Source organism: Brachybacterium tyrofermentans, from assembly GCF_014897585.1.
Classification (GTDB): Bacteria; Actinomycetota; Actinomycetes; order Actinomycetales; family Dermabacteraceae; genus Brachybacterium; species Brachybacterium tyrofermentans.
Window position 1 is genome coordinate 25935 of the sequence record NZ_JABUXW010000024.1, and the last position, 16932, is coordinate 42866.

Genomic DNA, 16932 nt, shown 5'->3' on the forward strand with positions numbered 1-16932 from the left:
TTGCACAGCTGTCCGGTCCCGGTCCGCGAACCAGGTCACCATGAGCAGGCTCGCGGACTCCAATAGCCCGCGGACACTGATCCATGCGCCAGCGCTATGTCCGCATCATCCGGCCAGGTCAGCGGTGATCCACAGGCTCCACAAGCTCACCAGGATCCACAAGCTCCAGCAGCCCGCCGAGGGCCGGATTCCTGCGCCCTCCAGGCCGGTGGATGATCCCGAGGGAACGTTGAACCGGCGAGCCCAGCGGAACCAGGCGGCCGCCGAACGCGGGCGCCGTGCGCGCGAGCACCTCGGGGACGACGGTGACTCCGTCGGAGGCGACGCTGAGAGGCACCAGGCTGTCGCGCTGCGTGCTGGTGATGATCCGGGCGGGCTCGACGTCGAGCGACCGGTAGACGGACTCGGTGAGCTGACGGATCGAGGTGCCGCGAGGCAGTGTCACCAGGGTGCGATCGACCAGGTCCGCGGCCGACAGCGGCTCCTCGGCGATCGCGGCGGACCCGCCTGCCATGGTCGCCGCGTGCGCCGGGAGCACGGCCGCGAAGTCCTGGGCGGGAAGCGGCGTCACGGCGAGGTCTGCGGGGACGCGGTCGATGACTCCTGCGGCGGCATCCGCCCGGCCCACGCGCACCGCCTCGAACAGCTCCTCCGCGTCCTCGACCGTGAAGACCTCCACCCGCACCCCCGGATGCTCCCGATGGAATCGGCCGACGAGGTCGGGCAGGACGCTGGCGACCAGCGACGGCAGCCCGGCCACCCGCAGCGACCCGGTGCTCAGCGACCGGGCGGCGGCAGCCATCGCGTCGATCGATCCCATCTCCGCCACTGCGCGCCGCCCTGCGGCCACCACGTCGCGGCCGCTCTCGGTGAGCTCCATCCGTCGACCGACGCGCAAGAACAGGCGGATGTCCAGGGCATCCTCGAGGGTATGGATCCGCCGGGACAGCGAGGGCTGGGAGATCTGCAGGACGTCCGCCGCGGCGGTGAAGGATCCGTGGTCGATCACCGCGATGAGCGCTTCGACCTGAGCCAGGTTCGGGGCAGCGCCCCGACCCGCTGCCGCTGCCGTTGCCGCTGCCGCTGCCGTCATCGTGGCCCGCCTCCTGGTCGTTGTCGGACTGCAGGTCGAGGATACGGATCGTGCGCTGAGGGCCCGCGGGACAGACTGCGCACCTGCACGATGAGCATCACGCGTGCTGGGCGTAAAGATCCGCGACCCCACGACGTCTTCCTGGTGTCCGCATCCGTCGGCCCGTGCGAACGGGCCGCCACGACGGGGAACCGATGACCAACGCATCCATCCCCCAGACCGGTTCGCAGAAGGAGCGCGAGGTCGCGCAGCGTGAGGCCGAGCAGCAGGAGGCCCGCAAGAAGCAGCAGGTCACCGCGCATGGACACCCCATCCCCGGGCCGCTCCCGCGGGCTGCCCACCCGGGCGACCTGCCGCGTCTCCGCACGGATCGGCGCCCGTGATCTGCCCGCCCTGGCCGACGAGGTCCGCACCGCGGTGCCGGCGTGACCGGCCTCGAGCCCGGGATCGCGACGACGCTCGGGCCCTCGACGCCCGTCAGCGCCGCTCCGACTCCTCGGCCGCTCGCTACGATCTCGTCATCGATCGCGACACCGGCGAGGTGGCCGTCGAGATCTCGGTGAGCGGGCCGCTGCCGGTGCTCAGCATCGTCGAGGAGGTGCAGCGCGCGGTCCAGCTCACCGTCGGCGATCCCGGAGCCGGGCGGTCGCAGGCGCTGGTGCGCTTCCAGTCCCTCGGGAAGGCCTGAACCGGACCCTGCTGGACCGACGGCGGCTGAGCTCCCCCGCTCAGTTGCTCACAGGGTCGTAGTCCGGGTCGGAGACGAAGGCCTCGAACTGCGCCTCGCTGCCGTGCCAGAGGTTCGAATCGCCCGCGAAGGGACCCGAGTCGGAGTACTGCCAGATCTCCCAGGCGTCCCAGGTGCCGGGGATCTCGACGCCCTCGGGAGGGTTCTCCGTGTAGGCGGCCACGTGCAGCGGCACGTTCTTCGGGGCCCACTGCGGGCCCACCTGGTCGTCCCAGAACCAGGCGCCGGTGTAGACCACCGGGGTGCGGCCGGTCTCCGTGCGATAGATGTCGATCCATTCGGTCACCCAGGCCTGGAGATCTGCCTGTCCGAGGCCCGTGGGGTTGGCCTCGACGTCGAGCATGCCGGGCAGGGTGCGGCCGTCGTCGGTCCAGCCGCCGCCGTGCTTCAGGAAGTGCTCGCACTCCTCGGCCGGGGTGCTGTTGCCGGGCTCGGCGTAGTGGTAGGCGCCGTGCACGAGGCCCGCGTCGTAGGAGCCGCCGTACTGCTGCGCGTAGTACGGGTTCGTGTACCAGTCCCCCTGGGTGGTCTTGCAGTAGGCGAACCTCGAGCCGAGCTCCTTCTGGGCGGCCCAGTCGACGTTCCCCTGGTGCGAGGAGACGTCCTGGCCGCGGATCCCGGCGTCCTCGGCCCGAGCACGGGCGGGTGTCAGGGCGGCCGCGGTGCCGCCGAGGGCCACGGCCCCCGCTGTGCCGAGCAGCGCCGAGCGCAGCACGGCGCGACGGCCCAGGTGGTGATCAGGTCGGGCTGAGTTGGTGGTCATCTCGGATCCTTCTCTCCTCGTCCGGGCGACTGGGCCCCTGCTCGCCGCCCGATCCCCGCCGGACGGTCCTGCGACGCTATCGAATCCTGGTGACCGGGGACACACCTCTTTGCCCGATGTTCATCGTCACCGCGGGTCAGGGCGGGGATCGCCACGACCTACCGCTCGGCGTCCGGGATCGTGATCCGTGCCCCAGGGCCGGGGCGGACCGCGATGCCCGCCCACGAGCGGACGTACCGTGTCGACGGGCAGATCCCTGCCTCCCGACCGCGCGATCCCCCTTTCGGCGCGCGCACAGACCCAGCCCCGGAGCACTCCCCACGATGAGCACGACCGCGAACTCAACCCCCGACACCACCCGACGGGCACCCGGGCTGAAGGCGCGGCACATCCACTTCATCGCGCTCGGCTCGGCGATCGGCACCGGCCTGTTCTACGGCTCCGCCGGGGCGATCCAGGCGGCCGGCCCATCCGTGCTGCTGGTGTACCTGCTCGGTGGCGCGGTCGTGTACTTCATGCTGCGGGCGCTCGGGGAGATGGCGGTGCGGATGCCGATCTCCGGCTCCTTCGCCGAGTACACGAGGCGCTTCCTGGGCGGCTGGGCCGGGTACATCACCGGCTGGATGTTCGCCTTCGAGATGCTCATCGTGTGCCTCGCGGACCTCACCGCGATCGCGATCTACATGCGGTTCTGGTTCCCGGACACCTCCCAGTGGGTCTGGGTGGCCCTCACGCTGCTGATCGTGGGCGCGGCGAACCTCGCCAGCGTGCGCTGGTTCGGGGAGCTCGAGTTCGTCTTCACGATCATCAAGGTGACCGCGGTGATCGGGATGATCGTGGGCGGCGCCGCGATCCTCGTGTTCGGCCTCGGCGAGGCCGGTGGCGGGAATCCGCTGGCGAACCTCACGGCCGACGGCGGCTTCTTCCCGCACGGCGCCGGCGGCATGATCTCCGCGTTCATCCTGGTGCTGTTCGCCTTCGGCGGCACCGAGATCATCGGCGTGGCCGGCACCGAGGCGGAGGACCTGAGCACGGCGATCCCGAAGGCCGTGAACACCGTGCCGGTGCGGATCCTGCTGTTCTACGTGCTCGCGATCGGGGTGATCCTGCTGATCAACCCGTGGCGCTCGATCACCGGCGAGGTGTCGCCGTTCGTGCAGATCTTCGACACCCTCGGCGTGAACTGGGCGGCCGCGCTGCTGAACGTCGTGGTGCTCACTGCGGCGCTGTCCGCGATCAACGCGGACCTCTTCGGCGCCGGCCGGGTGGTCGCGGGCATGGCCCACGAGCGGCTCGCCCCGCGCGTGATGGCCACGACGGTGCACGGCGTCCCCGTCGTCACCACCCTCTCCCTGCTCGGCGTGCTGGTGGTCGGCGTGGCCCTGAACTACGCGCTGCCGGCGGAGGTCTTCACGATCGTCGCGTCCCTGGCCACCTTCGCCACGATCTTCGTGTGGCTGATGATCCTGCTCGCGCAGGTCGCCTCCCGGCGCGGCATGTCCCGCCAGGAGCGCGCGGAGCTCGCCTTCCCGGTGCCGCTGTGGCCGTTCGGGCAGCTCTTCGCGATCGCGTTCATCGTGTTCACGTTCGGCATCATGGTCTGGCAGCCCGACTATCACACGGCGCTGCTGGTGGGAGTCGGATTCCTGGCTCTCATGTCCGTGCTCTCCGCCCTGACGATCGGTCGCCGCGCGGCCCGCGCCTGACGTGCGGGACCGCGTCTGCACTGCCTCTACCACCCACACCGCGTCGTCACCGTGCCGTCATCGCGCCTTGACCGCGTCCCACGGCCGACCCGCTCACGCCATTGCGCGCTGTGCTTCCCCTCCCGGAAGCCTGCCGCCGCGTCACTCCCGGCCCGTCATAACCGCCGCGTCACCGCCGGCCCGTCATAGCCGCCGCGTCACCGCCGGGCCACTGGTGATGAGCTCTGGCTATATCGCCACGCCACCTCACCAGCGGCCCACGCGTGACATAGGTGAACACCGCGGACCCGTGGATCCGTGCCCTTCGGCCTGAACCGATGGCGCCATGAATGGGAGCTCCCTGGCGGCATGAGGGAGGCCGGAGAGTCGCCTCGTGCCCCCGCGAGCAGAGAGCTCTACGAGGAGACCGGCGTGCTGGTGACTCCTGCCACCCTGGGCTGGGGCGGCAGGGCAACGTTCGCCCTGCTGAACCCTCCCCGTCGCGAGCTCGCTGCCGTATACCTCGCTGACCTCGTCGAACGCCCTACCGTCGGCTCCTCCGACGAGCTCATCGAAGTGCGGTGGTTCCCTCTCGATGCGCTTCCCGAACCACGTTCCGCTCTGGACCTCGCGATCGCCCGAGCCGTCTGCGGGGCTATTCTGCGAGAGGGTCGCGGCGAGTAGGTGGCCCCATCCTCGCCCTGGCGCCACTCCGCGCTACGGCCATTCCGCACTACTTTTCGGTACTACTTTGAGGACTTGCTCCATGACTACTTCCCGCGTCACCGTCCAGCAGGCCTGGGATGAGCTCGCGCACGGGAACGAACGATTCATGGAGGGTCGCCTCCTCCACCCGCAGCAGAACGCCGCTCGTCGCAGCGAGCTGGCCGGCAGCCAGGCCCCGAATGCGGCCTTCCTCGGCTGCTCGGACTCCCGGGTGGCGGCGGAGATCCTCTTCGACTGCGGTCTCGGCGACCTGTTCGTGGTGCGCAACATCGGCCAGATCGCCAACGAGAACACGACCGCGACCATGGAGTTCGCCGTCGCTGAACTCGGCGTCGCCGTGATCGTCGTGCTCGCCCACGGCTCCTGCGGCGCGGTGAAGGCCGCCATCGACCAGACCACGGCCTCTCCGAGCCCCACGACTCCCGCGATCAAGAAGGAGCTCGAGGCGATCCAGCCCGCCGTCCAGCAGGAATGGTTCGCTTCCCAGCGGATCAGCCCCTACGTGGATCCCGAGCTGATCGATGCCGACGCCGTGGGCCGGCGCCACCTCGACGAGACCATCAACGCCCTCATGCGCCAGTCGAAGGTCATCAGCGACGCGGTCGCCGAGGGCGCGCTCGGCATCGTCGGCTGCCAGTACCGGCTCGCCGACGGGCGCGTCTCGCCGATCACCTCGGTCGGCCAGGTCACGATCACCCGCTGACCCGCGGACCGACGAACCTCGTCGGCCGCGAATTCCCGTGCCCCCAGGAGCCGGTGCGCCGTACGCTCCCGGGATGACCATGCACGAGGATGAGCTCGACCTTCCGCACGACGTCGCGGTGCGGCTCCTCGTCGCGCTGCTTCCCGGCGTCTCCCCGGAGGACGTCCACCGGGTGGAGAGCACGGCGACCACCAGCCACATCGTCCGCATCGGGTCGGGCCTCACGGCGCGGTTCCCGATCGTGCGGACCGACCCTGGTGACGCCCGCACGGCGATCGAGGCCGAGCATCGGGCGATGGCGGAGTTCGCCGCGGCCAGCCCTCTCCCCGCCCCGGAGCCGGTGGCGATCGGGGAGCCCGACCCGGAGTTCCCGATGCCCTGGTCCGTGCAGACGTGGGTGCCCGGCGACGTGGCGGACGCCGACTCCGTCGCGAGCTCCGACGCCGCCGCCGAGGACCTCGCCGAGCTCCTCGCCACCCTGCACGCCACCCCGACCCAGGGGCGCCGCTTCACAGGGCTCGGCCGGGGAGGCGATCTCGCCGCGCATGACGACTGGGTGCAGCAATGCCTGGAGCGGACCCACGAGCTGCTGGAGGAGACGGAAACCCCTGGGCACGCCGGGCACATCAGTGCTGCCGACCTCGACGAGCTGGCGGCGCGCTGGTCACGCTGGCGATCACTGGATAGGTCCGGGCCCGACGTCATGTGCCATCGCGACCTCACCCCCATGAACATGCTCTGCGCCGATGGCCTCCTCACCGGGGTGCTCGACACCGGAGGGTTCTGTCCGGCGGATCCGTCCGTCGATCTGGTCCCGGCGTGGCACCTGCTCGACGGGCCTCGTCGGGCCCTGCTGCGGGAGCATCTGGGCAGCTCCGATCTGGAGTGGGAACGAGGCGCCGCCTGGGCGTTCGAGCAGGCCATCGGACTGGTCTGGTACTACGACACCTCGAATCCCCCGATGGCCGCACTGGGCCGCTCGACGGTGCGCCGCCTGGTGGAGGACCCGATCGGCAGCGCTCGCCTCCCGGGGTGGACGACGGGCATGGCAAGCTCGTCGGCGACCACGACCACCCCGCCCCTCGGAGGACCCCATGCTCGACGCCCACGGAGAACAGCCCGTCGCGGATCGTGACCTGTCACGAGTCACGCTCTTCAGCGGCTCCGCGCACGGGAACTCGCCCGTCTACGCCGAGGAGACCGCGCGACTGGCGCGCGGGCTCGCCGAGGCCGGTATCGGGATCGCCTACGGGGGCGGACGCGTGGGCCTGATGGGGACCCTCGCCGACGTCGCCCTGGACGCCGGCGGGGAGGTGCTCGGGGTGATGCCCCAGTCGCTGGTGGACGGCGAGATCGCCCACCTGGGCCTGACGAACCTCGACGTGGTCCCGGACATGCACGCGCGCAAGCTGCGCATGGCCGAGCTCGGCGATGCCTTCGTCGCTCTCCCCGGCGGCGCGGGCACGCTCGAGGAGCTGTTCGAGGTCTGGACCTGGCAGCAGCTGGGCATCCATGCCAAGCCGGTCGCGCTCTACGACGTCGCGGGCTACTGGCAGCCGCTGCTGACCGCTCTCGACGAGATGACCGCGGCGGGCTTCCTCTCGACGCAGCTCCGCGCCTCCCTGGTCGTCGCGTCGGAGCCCGAGCAGCTGCTCAGCGGGCTGAGCAGCTGGGTCGCCCCTGCCGCGAAGTGGGAGCGCCCGTCCCCGGAATCCCGCTGAGCAGGGACGAAAGCTCCCTCGTCGCGTCATCCCTGTGTGGCGCGAGGAAAGGCGCGAGTCCGCGTGACGTCACGGCGACCCCGCCGAATGTGGTGCTCCTCACAGAAGTCGGGCGCCTCGTCGATCCCCCATGGTGGCCTGATCGGGTCAGCCCGGGCGTCACGCCTCGCGGGAACACCTCCGCCTCGAAAGGCTCCCCATGGCGTCACGGCACGAGCTCCAGGACCTTCTGCTCCACTGGACGACCCTTCTCGGACCGCAGCCGAGCCTGGGCCCCGAACTGCCTGCCCGACAGCTCTGGCCCGTGACCTCGGGCGACGGTCGCAAGTTCGTGCTCAAGCACGTCGGGCCGTGGCGCAACCTTCCCTTGGCGGACCAGGCCCGGATCCTCTCGCACCTGTCCGGCTCCGGCGTTCTCGTGGCGCCTTTCCTCGTCACCGAGAACGCCGCCGTGTACGCCGGGGACGCGGACGAGTCGTTCGTGCTGATTCCGTGGATCGACCATGATTCGGCACCGTCCGGGCGGTCGTCGGAACGCGAGTTCCTCGTGGGCGGCGCTCTCGCCGAGCTCCACGTGGCGCTCGCGAATTATCCCTGGCCTGCGAACTCCTACACAGAGGGCTTCCTGGCCGCTCTGGCGAGCGAGGACCTCCTGCTCCCGCCCGACCTCCTCGCGGATTTCCGCCGCCGACGCGAGTCGATGCTCGCCGGCCTCACTCCCCTCTCGCTGCAGCTGGTGCACGGCGATCTCACCCCGGACAACATCGTCGTCTCCGATGCTCAGGGCAGGGTCGGCTTCCTCGACCTGGACCATCTGCCGCTGGCACCGCGGATCTGGGATATCGCCCGCTACCTCAGCAGATCATTCCGTCGGACCGTGCCCGAGCAGGCGCTGGCAGCCGTCACTGCCGTCGTCGGCGGCTACCACCGCATCGCGCCGCTCGGGGAGCAGGAGATGCACGCCCTCCCGACGATGATCGCCACCATGCACCTGCTCGAGGCCAGCTGGACCCGCAGGATCATGGACGGCGACCTGGAGCGCCGGCTGCTTCCCGAGCAGGTAGCGGAGCTCGGGTCCATGCTCGATGCCCTGCGGTGGCAGTTCCGGCATCCGCAGGCCGTCGAGGACGCCGTGCGCGCACCAGGTCGCTGACCGGGACCGCACCAAGGCCCCGGCCCGCCGACCTCGCCCAGGGCCTCTCCACGAACCAGGGCCAGGCCGGCGCAGAGGAACTGTCCGACGTGCGGTCTACGCTCGGCACATGGAACATCCCGCTCGCCGCCGCGGGCACCTCGCCCACCTCGCACCCGAGGAGCGCCGTGCCGTTCGCTGACGAGATGATCGATCGGCGCACCGCCCTCGACCTCGCCGACGCGCTGGAGACGGCCGCCCCCAGCACCACGTCGGCCCGCGTGCGCGAGGTCGCCGAGTCCCTGTCGGCGTTGAGCCTTCGCGAACGGGTCGATGCGCTCCGCGCGGCGATGCTCCAGGACCTCGGCGAGTCCTACCCGGCCCTCGCCGCGGTGGTCCGGCGCGCGATCCGCGATGCGCCGACGTTCCGCGGCTGGATGATCTGGCCGGCCTCGACGGCTGTCGCGGAGTCCGCGGCGGCGGACGGCAGCCCGGCGGCGACCTCTGACGCCCTCGATCTGCTCGCCGAGCTCACCGGCCTGCTGAGCTCGGAGTTCGCACTGCGGATCCTGATGCGTTATGACCTCGAGCAGGCCCTGGAACGGGCGCTCGTGTGGACGGGCTCGGAGGACGAGCACGTGCGACGCCTCGCCTCCGAGGGCACTCGTCCGTATCTGCCGTGGGCGGTGCGTGTTCCGCGCCTGATCGCCGAATCCGGCAGGACCATCCCGATCCTCGACCGCCTCCACCGCGACCCGTCGGAGTACGTGCGACGCTCCGTCGCGAACCATCTCAACGATCTCAGCCGTGACGATCCGGCGCTCGTCGTGGCCACGGCCGCCCGGTGGCTCGGCGCGACGGATGAGGCCGGCGGATCTGGTGCGCCGGCGGCGGCGACGCAGAAGCTCGTCCGTCATGCGCTGCGCACCCTCCTCAAGCAGGGTGACGCCTCCGCGCTCGCACTGCTCGGGTACCCGGACCCCGCCGGCACCCTCGAGGTGGACGGACCGCACCTGGATCGCGAGCGAGTCGAGATGGGCGACTCGATCGAGCTGCGGGCGAGCGTGCGCAACACCGGCGCGGAGCCGGTGCGCCTGATGATCGACTACATCGTCCACCACGCCACCGCGGCGGGCACACAGAGCACGAAGACCTTCAAGCTCACCACCGCATCTCTGGACCCGGGTCAGGAGCTCACGGTGCGGAAGGCCCATTCGTTCCGTCCGATCACCACCCGTCGCTACTACGACGGGCCGCACGCGATCTCCCTCCAGATCAACGGTGTCGCCTACGGCCGTCAGGACTTCCACCTGGGCTCCCCGTCGGGCGACTGAACGATCGAGCCGATCCAGCCGTTCCAGCGGATCAGACCGATCAGCGCGATCAGCGCATTGTGGCGGCGAGCTCCTGGTCGCTGAGCTCCCGATCGGAGCACACGAGCCGCACGGCCGACGGATCCGGGTTGCCGGCATCGGGGCCTCGATGGCGCAGGATGAGCCCCACCTTCTCGGCGACCACGGCGGAGGCCGCGTTGTGCTCGAGCAGGTAGGCGACGACGGGGAGCTCCGGGCGCACCTCTCGGGCTGCGGTGATCGCCGCGTGGGACAGCTCCGTGGCCAGGCCCCTTCCCTGCGCCTCGGGCGCGAAGCGGTACCCGAGGTTCCAGAACGCGTCCTGCCGCACGGCGCAACCGCCGTGACCGACCACCACGCCGCCTTCGCGCGCCACCCAGGCGCCGAGCCCGTGGACCGTCCAGTCCTCCAGCCACCGGTCCAGAGCGCCGCGGGTCGTCGCGAGGTCGGCGAAGCGGCCGCTGGGCAGGTGGGTCCAGGTGCGGGCGTCGGAATAGATGCGGTGGAGATCCTCGAGGTCCGCCTCGCGAGGAGCATCGAGCTGCAGCCGTCAGGTCTCGCGAAGAGCCTGCGGGCGGCCGCTCACGGGCGCACCTCAGAACGCCCTGAATGGTCCGTGACCCCAGAGCGCCCCGTGTGTTCCGAGCCGTCGCCACGGGAGCGCCGTCGGCCGATCCGCACCACGCCCGCGGCCACCGCGGTGATCACGACCGCGATGCCGACGATGTATCCGGCCACGCCCAGATAGCCGCCTGCGACGAGATGCGGGTCGAGGAAGGGGTACGGGTACCACCAGGGGTCGCCCGTCGCCGGCCCGGTGACGAGGTTCGCCCGGATCATCGTGTACAGGGCCCAGAGGATCGGGAACACGACCACCACGCCGATCGTGCGCCACGGGAGGGGTCGGCGCCGCGGCGCGAGCACGGCATCGACGAGGAGCACGAGCGGGATCACCACATGCAGGGTCTCGTTCGTCCACGCATCCGAGATCCCGGCGATCGAGATCGACCGCAGCAGCAGGTTGTAGACGATCCCGGTGACGACGATGTACGTGCTCGCGCACGCGAACAGGGTCGTGAGCCAGACGGGCTCCACCGCGGTGCCCCGGCGTTTACGCAGCAGCCACACACCTCCGAGCACGAGCGCGACCACGCAGCTCACGTTCGACAGGATCGTGAAGTAGCTGAAGAAGTTCGCGACCACCGTCGGCACATCGGATCCCCAGGCGGTGCCCGCCGCGCGGGCGTTGCTGATCGCGAGGGAGAGCTGCCGGAGGATCGCGGCGAGCGCGAGCGCCGCGGCGAGCAGTCGGACGTAGGGCCACCAGGTCGTCATCGAGCGTCCCCTGTTCGTCGCACCGACGGTGCATCGTATCCCGCGAGCAAGTTCGTTCGACCGAACTCCACCGTTTGCTAGCGTTCGAGCATGTCAGTCTCCACGCTCTCGACGAGCACCCAGAACTACCTCAAGGCGATCTGGAGCCTCGGGGAATGGTCGGCGGACCCGGTCTCCGCCTCCGCGCTGGCCGCTCGCGTCGGGGTGCGGCTCTCGACCGTCTCGGACGCGGTGCGGAAGCTGACCGAGCAGGGCCTGCTGGAGCACACCCGCTACGGCGCCATCGCGCTCAGCGCGCTGGGGCACGAGTACGCGCTGGCCATGGTGCGCCGCCACCGCCTGCTCGAGACGTTCCTCGTCGAGGTCCTCGAGTACAGCTGGGACCAGGTGCACGACGAGGCCGAGCACCTCGAGCACGCGGTCTCCGATTTCCTCATCGAGCGGATCGACCAGCACCTGGGACACCCCGCCCGTGATCCCCACGGCGACCCCATCCCCACCTCCGACGGTCACGTGGATCGACCGGACGCGATGCTGCTCGCCGCGGTCCCCATCGGGTCGACCGCCAGGGTGGAGCGCATCTCCGACGACGACCCCCACCTGCTCACCTATTTCGCCGAGCAGGGCATCGGGGTGGGCACGGAGCTGGAGGTGCGCCCCGGGGCTCCGTACTCCGAGGCGATCGAGGTGGCCCTCAGCGGGGTCGCTGCGGGCCTGTCCCTCGGACGATCCGCGACGAGCTCCGTCTGGGTCTCGGTCATCGCGCAGCCCGCGACCTCATGAACCCCGCGGGAGGACGGCCGCGTCCTCACCGGGAGCTTCTCGCTCGGGCGATCCGGCGCGCGGCCTCTGCTTGCGGCGCCGACGGGCGGTGAGCCCGCGCCCCAGCAGCCCGCGTCGGGGCTCGAGCAGATAGACGAGCGCGAACACCCCGCCCTGGACCAGCACGATGAGTCCCCCGGAGGAGGCATCGAGCCAGAAGCTGAGGAGGATCCCCAGCACGGAGGAGCTCACCGAGATCGACGGGGCGAGGAAGAGCATCCGTCCGAAGCGATCGGTGAGCAGATGCGCGGTGGCTCCGGGGACGATGAGCATCGCCACGACCAGGACCACCCCGACCACCTGGAGCGCGACGACGGAGGTCAGGGCGAGGACGCCCAGGAGCACACCGCCGAGGAACCTGGGCGACAGGCCGATCGCCTGGGCGTGGAGGGGATCGAAGGCGTAGAGGGTGAGATCCCGGCGCTTCAGGACCAGCACCACGAAGGCGACCGCGGCCAGGAGGCAGATCTGGAACAGGTCGCCCATGCCGACCCCCAGGATGTTCCCGACGATGATGTGGTTCAGATCGGTCTGGCTGGGCGTGACTGAGATGAGGACCAGCCCGAGCGCGAACAGGGTGGTGAAGACGATCCCGATCGCGGCGTCCTCCTTGACCCGGCTCGTGCCCCGGATCGCCCCGATGAGCACCACGGCCAGCACTCCGAAGAGGAGCGCACCGAGCGCGAACGGGGCGCCGAGGACATAGGCGAGCACCACGCCGGGCAGCACGGCATGGGAGACGGCGTCCCCCATCAGCGACCAGCCGACCAGCACCAGCCAGCACGAGAGCAGGGCGCACACGATCGCCGCCGCCACGGTCGCCACGAGAGCCCGCACCATGAAGTCGTACTGCAGGGGTTCGAGGATCAGGTCGAGGGGGCTCATGCGGGGCCTCCCGTCCCGGACATGCGGAGCGGGTCCGCGCTACCGGTGCGATCCAGGGTGCCGAGCGGATCGAGGCCGAAGGCCTCCGCGAGCCGGTCGGGAGCGAGGGCCTCGGCGACCGGGCCGTGGAAGAGGACCCTGCGTTGCAGCAGCACGGCCTCGTCGGCGAGCTGCGGCAGGGCGTGCAGGTCATGGGTGGAGATGAGGATCGTGCGCCCTTCGGCGGCGAGGCCCCGCAGAAGCGCGACCATCGTGGCTTCGCTGCGCTTGTCGACGCCGGCGAACGGCTCGTCCAGCAGCAGCACCCGGGCCTGCTGGGCGATGCCCCGGGCCACGAACGCCCGCTTCCTCTGACCCCCGGAGAGCTGACCGATCTGGCGGGCGGAGAAGTCGGCCAGCTCCACCCGCTCCAGCGCCTCCTGGACGGCCCGGCGATCGACAGGTCGCACCCGTCGGGTGGCACCCTGCAGTCCGTAACGGCCCATCATCACCACATCCCGCACGGAGACGGGGAACGTCCAGTCCACGTCCTCGCTCTGCGGCACGTAGCCGACCAGGCCGGCCCGGCGGGCGACGCGGGGGTCCTTCCCCTCGATCCGGACGTCCCCGGCCTCCGGCCGCACCATGCCCATGATCGCCTTGAACAGGGTCGACTTCCCTGAGCCGTTCATACCGACCAGTCCCGTGACCCTCCCTGTGGGCACGTCGACGCTCGCCCCGTCGAGCGCAAGGACCTCGCCGTAGCGCACCACGACGCCCCGCACGCTGATCGCCGCGCTCACGCCGTGTCCCCGGCGAGCGCGCCGACGATCGTGTCCGCATCATGGCGGAGCAGATCGAGGTACGTGGGCACGGGGCCGTCGGGCCCGGACAGGGAGTCGACGTAGAGCGTGCCTCCGAAGTCCGCCCCTGTGGCCGCGACCACCTGCTGCATCGGCTTGTCCGAGACGGTCGACTCGCAGAACACCGCCGGGATCTCGCGGGCGCCCACGACGTCGATCACGGACGCGATCTGCTGCGGCGTCGCCTGCTGCTCGGCGTTGACGGGCCAGATGTAGTGCTCCGTCAGCCCGGCGTCCCGGGCGAGGTAGGAGAACGCGCCCTCGCACGTGACCAGGGCCCGATGCGCCTCCGGCAGGGTCTCCAGCTCCGTCACGAGATCGTCCTGGACGTCCTGCAGCTGCGCGCTGTACTCCTCACCGCGAGCCGCATACTCCTCGGCGTGCTCCGGATCGAGCTCACTGAACGCAGTGACCAGGTTGTCCACGTAGATCTGCACATTCACCGGGCTCATCCAGGCATGCGGGTTCGGCTTCCCGGCATCGGCATCTCCGGTGATGTCGAGGACATCCACCCCCTCCGAGACGACGACGTGGGGTGCGTCGACGGACTCCATGAACTGCTCGAACCACAGCTCGAGGCCGAGCCCGTTGTCCACGACGAGATCCGCTCGGGACGCCTTGGCGATGTCGCGAGGAGTGGGTTCGTACCCGTGGATCTCGGCACCCACCTTGGTGATCGACTCGACCTCGAGATCGTCCCCGGCGACGTTCTGCGCGATGTCAGCGAGCACGGTGAAGGTGGTGAGCACGACCGGCTTCCCGCTCTCGTCGCCGCGGGGGTCGGCCCCGCAGCCGGCGAGCAGGAGGGCCCCCGCCAGGACGCTCGCCGTCGCCGTCCACCATTGTCTACGCATGTTCACACATCTTTCTTCGCGTAATCTGCTTCATAATGTTCGCCATGCCGAACATTAGCGGATGCTAGTCCACCGGAGCGGGGCGCACCAGCGCGACCAGACCAACTCGAGCAAGCGGGGCGACCGGGGCGAGCGGGGCGAGCGCGCCCAGAACCCTCGCCCACTCGGACGACGGCATCCCCGAGCGAGTTCCGGGCCACACCCCGACCACCTTGCATCCATTGATGCATGCATTAAAGTGGAGCTCATGGACCCCCTCGAACTGCCCTGGCATGACGAGTCCCCGAGCAGACCGCTCGCCGATCGCATCGCCGCCTCCGTGGCCCGTCGCATCGCCGACGGAGACATCGAACCCGGTGAGCTGCTCACCGAGGTCGAGATCGCCGCCCAGCACGGCGCGAGCCGCACCCCCACCCGCGAAGCGATGCTGACCCTGTCGAGCTGGGGCCTCGTGCGCCTGGTACCGAAGAAGGGATCCCTGGTCACGAGCCCCACGGCGCGGGAGCGGCGCGAGCTGCTGTCGGTGCGCTCGATGCTCGAGAGCCACGCGGTCTCCCGGATCGTGGGCGACGACGAGCTGCGCACGAGCCTGCTCACCGCGCTCGACGAGTCCCTCGCCGAGCAGGCCGGCTCCGTCGGCCGCCCCGCGGAGTTCGCCGTCCACGACCACGCCTTCCACCTGCGGATCATCCGCCACGAGGGCAACAGCGTCGTCGAGGGGATCATCGCCTCCCTCGCCCCGCGGCTCTATCGCCTCTCCCGCCTCGCGGTGACGGCCCCGTCGGCCGATCTGCCGGCCCTGCACCGTGAGCACGTGGAGCTCGCCGACGCCGTGCGCCGCCAGGACACCAACACCTTCCGCGCGCTCATCGAGCGCCACCTCACCTCCGGGCACGAGCACTACGAGGTCACGCCGTGAGCCGCGCCGTGCACAGCGCCGCAGGCCACGGCGACGGTCGCAGGCCGATGGCCTCCTGGCTGCGGGTCGCCCCCACCGGCTTCGTGCTCGCCTGGGGCGGCAACCACTTCACCCCGCTGCTGCACGTGTACGAGACGCTCGGCGGCTACGCCCCATGGCAGGCGAACCTGCTGCTGGGGATGTATGTGCTGGGGATCGTGCCGGGCATGCTGCTGGCCGCGGCGCTGTCGGACCGCTACGGGCGCAAGCCCCTCACCATCGCCGGACTCCTCGCCGCCATGATCGCCAGCTCGCTGCTCGCGGCCGGGATGGGGAGCTTCGTGGTGCTGTGCATCGGCCGCGTCCTCGCCGGGATCGGGGTGGGCGTGGGGATGTCCGTGGGCTCGAGCTGGATAAAGGAGCTGTCCGATCCGGTGCACGACGCGACGGCCACGGCGATCTCCGGCGCGAAGCGGTCCTCGCTCACCCTCACCCTGGGCTTCGCGATCGGCGCCGGGGTGACCGGCTCCCTCGCCCAGTTCGCACCGCTGCCCGGGCAGCTCCCCTACGCCGCCCATCTGCTGCTGTGCCTGCTCGCGGCAGCCGCGCTGCTCACCGCCCCGGAGAGCCTGCCGCGCGAGCTGCGCGCCCGAGGCTCGCTGCGCGATGACCTGCGGGTCCCGTCGGCCGCGCATTCCGTCTTCGTCCGTCTCGTGCTGCCGGCCGCCCCGTGGGTGTTCGCCGCCGCGGGCGTCGCCTACGCGATCCTGCCCAGCACCGTCGAGGACCGGATCGGGGACTCGGCCACGATCTACGCGACCGCGCTGACCGTGCTCACCCTCGGCGTCGGCGCCCTCGCGCAGGGCACCGTCGGACTGCTGAACCGGCTCACCCGCGGGCGTGCCCTGCTGGTGGGCATGAGCGGGATGACCGCGGGGATGATCCTCGCCGCCGTGGCGAGCGACCTGCACAGCCCCGTGATGGTCGTGGGCGTCGCCGCGCTGCTCGGCGCCTCCTACGGGGTGTGCGTCGTGGCCGGGCTGATCATCGCCCAGTCCCTCGCCACCCCGCGCGACCTCGCCGGGATCACCGGCGTCTACTATTCACTGTCCTACCTGGGGTTCCTGCTGCCCACGATCCTCGCCGCACTCACCCCGGTGCTGCCCTACACGGGCGGGCTCGTGATCGTCGCCGGGATCTGCGCGCTGTGCCTGATGTTCGTGGCGATCGGGCTGCGTCGACCGAACTGGTCGGCGCAGGATCCGGCGGGGCCGACGGCAGATCCGGCTGCGCTGACGCAGGATCCGACAGCGGCCGACAACGGCACCGACCTCACGACCGCCGCGGATCTGACCCTGAGCCGCTGACGGCGG

At 70.7% G+C, this 16932-nt stretch carries 19 protein-coding genes; 12 read left to right on the forward strand and 7 right to left on the reverse strand.

Annotated elements, in window-relative coordinates:
• Positions 1-118: 118 nt before the first annotated feature.
• Positions 119-1093: a LysR family transcriptional regulator gene (locus INT49_RS16170; protein WP_193118787.1), complete on the reverse strand. Its 975-nt coding sequence runs from the start codon at positions 1091-1093 to the stop codon at positions 119-121.
• A gap of 194 nt (positions 1094-1287) precedes the next feature.
• On the opposite strand from INT49_RS16170, the gene INT49_RS16175 reads away from it, so the two are divergent.
• Together INT49_RS16175 and INT49_RS16180 are read left to right on the forward strand one after the other, a co-directional pair.
• Complete coding sequence (locus INT49_RS16175) at positions 1288-1476, forward strand: hypothetical protein (RefSeq protein WP_193118788.1); 189 nt, start codon at positions 1288-1290, stop codon at positions 1474-1476.
• On the forward strand, positions 1473-1781 hold the full coding sequence (locus INT49_RS16180; protein WP_193118789.1) for a hypothetical protein: 309 nt from the start codon (positions 1473-1475) through the stop codon (positions 1779-1781). Before INT49_RS16175 ends, INT49_RS16180 begins: the two co-directional genes overlap by 4 nt.
• A gap of 40 nt (positions 1782-1821) precedes the next feature.
• On the opposite strand, the gene INT49_RS16185 is transcribed toward INT49_RS16180, so the two are convergent.
• A complete protein-coding gene (locus INT49_RS16185) occupies positions 1822-2604 on the reverse strand; it encodes a GH25 family lysozyme (protein ID WP_193118790.1) in 783 nt (260 codons plus the stop codon).
• Positions 2605-2927: 323 nt separating this feature from the next.
• Between INT49_RS16185 and INT49_RS16190 the strand changes: the two genes are divergently transcribed.
• The 7 genes from INT49_RS16190 (at position 2928) to INT49_RS16220 (ending at position 9905) form a co-directional block, all read left to right on the forward strand.
• Positions 2928-4310 carry an amino acid permease gene (locus INT49_RS16190; protein ID WP_193118791.1) on the forward strand — a complete coding sequence of 461 codons (1383 nt, stop codon included), beginning with the start codon at positions 2928-2930 and terminating at the stop codon, positions 4308-4310.
• 297 nt (positions 4311-4607) lie between these two features.
• Complete coding sequence (locus INT49_RS16195) at positions 4608-4973, forward strand: NUDIX hydrolase (protein WP_319021667.1); 366 nt, start codon at positions 4608-4610, stop codon at positions 4971-4973.
• An 82-nt stretch (positions 4974-5055) separates the two neighbouring features.
• Positions 5056-5718: a carbonic anhydrase gene (locus INT49_RS16200; RefSeq protein WP_193118793.1), complete on the forward strand. Its 663-nt coding sequence runs from the start codon at positions 5056-5058 to the stop codon at positions 5716-5718.
• A gap of 73 nt (positions 5719-5791) precedes the next feature.
• On the forward strand, positions 5792-6853 hold the full coding sequence (locus INT49_RS16205) for a phosphotransferase (protein WP_193118794.1): 1062 nt from the start codon (positions 5792-5794) through the stop codon (positions 6851-6853).
• Positions 6813-7439, forward strand: a complete 627-nt coding sequence (locus INT49_RS16210) for an LOG family protein (RefSeq protein ID WP_193118795.1) — start codon at positions 6813-6815, stop codon at positions 7437-7439. Before INT49_RS16205 ends, INT49_RS16210 begins: the two co-directional genes overlap by 41 nt.
• 199 nt (positions 7440-7638) lie before the next feature.
• Entirely contained in the window at positions 7639-8592 is a 954-nt protein-coding gene (locus INT49_RS16215; RefSeq protein WP_193118796.1) for a phosphotransferase enzyme family protein, read from the forward strand.
• A 167-nt stretch (positions 8593-8759) separates the two neighbouring features.
• Positions 8760-9905, forward strand: a complete 1146-nt coding sequence (locus INT49_RS16220; protein ID WP_193118797.1) for a DNA alkylation repair protein — start codon at positions 8760-8762, stop codon at positions 9903-9905.
• Positions 9906-9954: 49 nt separating this feature from the next.
• On the opposite strand, the gene INT49_RS16225 is transcribed toward INT49_RS16220, so the two are convergent.
• Both INT49_RS16225 and INT49_RS16230 read right to left on the reverse strand, forming a co-directional pair.
• Positions 9955-10470, reverse strand: coding sequence for a GNAT family N-acetyltransferase (locus INT49_RS16225; RefSeq protein ID WP_193118826.1), 516 nt, complete (start codon positions 10468-10470; stop codon positions 9955-9957).
• A 35-nt stretch (positions 10471-10505) separates the two neighbouring features.
• Complete coding sequence (locus INT49_RS16230) at positions 10506-11258, reverse strand: Pr6Pr family membrane protein (RefSeq protein ID WP_193118798.1); 753 nt, start codon at positions 11256-11258, stop codon at positions 10506-10508.
• A gap of 90 nt (positions 11259-11348) precedes the next feature.
• On the opposite strand from INT49_RS16230, the gene INT49_RS16235 reads away from it, so the two are divergent.
• Complete coding sequence (locus INT49_RS16235; protein ID WP_193118799.1) at positions 11349-12041, forward strand: metal-dependent transcriptional regulator; 693 nt, start codon at positions 11349-11351, stop codon at positions 12039-12041.
• Here INT49_RS16235 and INT49_RS16240 read toward each other — a convergent pair.
• From INT49_RS16240 to INT49_RS16250, 3 genes are read right to left on the reverse strand one after another with little or no spacing between them, the layout of a single operon-like run.
• Positions 12036-12965, reverse strand: a complete 930-nt coding sequence (locus INT49_RS16240) for a metal ABC transporter permease (RefSeq protein ID WP_193118800.1) — start codon at positions 12963-12965, stop codon at positions 12036-12038. The two genes, INT49_RS16235 and INT49_RS16240, sit on opposite strands and share 6 nt — an antisense overlap.
• Positions 12962-13747: a metal ABC transporter ATP-binding protein gene (locus INT49_RS16245; protein ID WP_193118801.1), complete on the reverse strand. Its 786-nt coding sequence runs from the start codon at positions 13745-13747 to the stop codon at positions 12962-12964. The genes INT49_RS16240 and INT49_RS16245 overlap by 4 nt, the downstream gene beginning before the upstream one ends.
• Positions 13744-14661: a metal ABC transporter substrate-binding protein gene (locus INT49_RS16250; protein ID WP_193118802.1), complete on the reverse strand. Its 918-nt coding sequence runs from the start codon at positions 14659-14661 to the stop codon at positions 13744-13746. The genes INT49_RS16245 and INT49_RS16250 overlap by 4 nt, the downstream gene beginning before the upstream one ends.
• Positions 14662-14908: 247 nt before the next feature.
• Here INT49_RS16250 and INT49_RS16255 point away from each other — a divergent pair, with 247 nt between their 5' ends.
• Together INT49_RS16255 and INT49_RS16260 are read left to right on the forward strand one after the other, a co-directional pair.
• The gene (locus tag INT49_RS16255) at positions 14909-15580 is read left to right on the forward strand and encodes a GntR family transcriptional regulator (protein WP_193118803.1); all 672 of its coding nucleotides are present in this window, start codon (positions 14909-14911) and stop codon (positions 15578-15580) included.
• On the forward strand, positions 15577-16926 hold the full coding sequence (locus INT49_RS16260) for an MFS transporter (RefSeq protein WP_319021668.1): 1350 nt from the start codon (positions 15577-15579) through the stop codon (positions 16924-16926). Before INT49_RS16255 ends, INT49_RS16260 begins: the two co-directional genes overlap by 4 nt.
• Positions 16927-16932 lie beyond the last annotated feature (6 nt).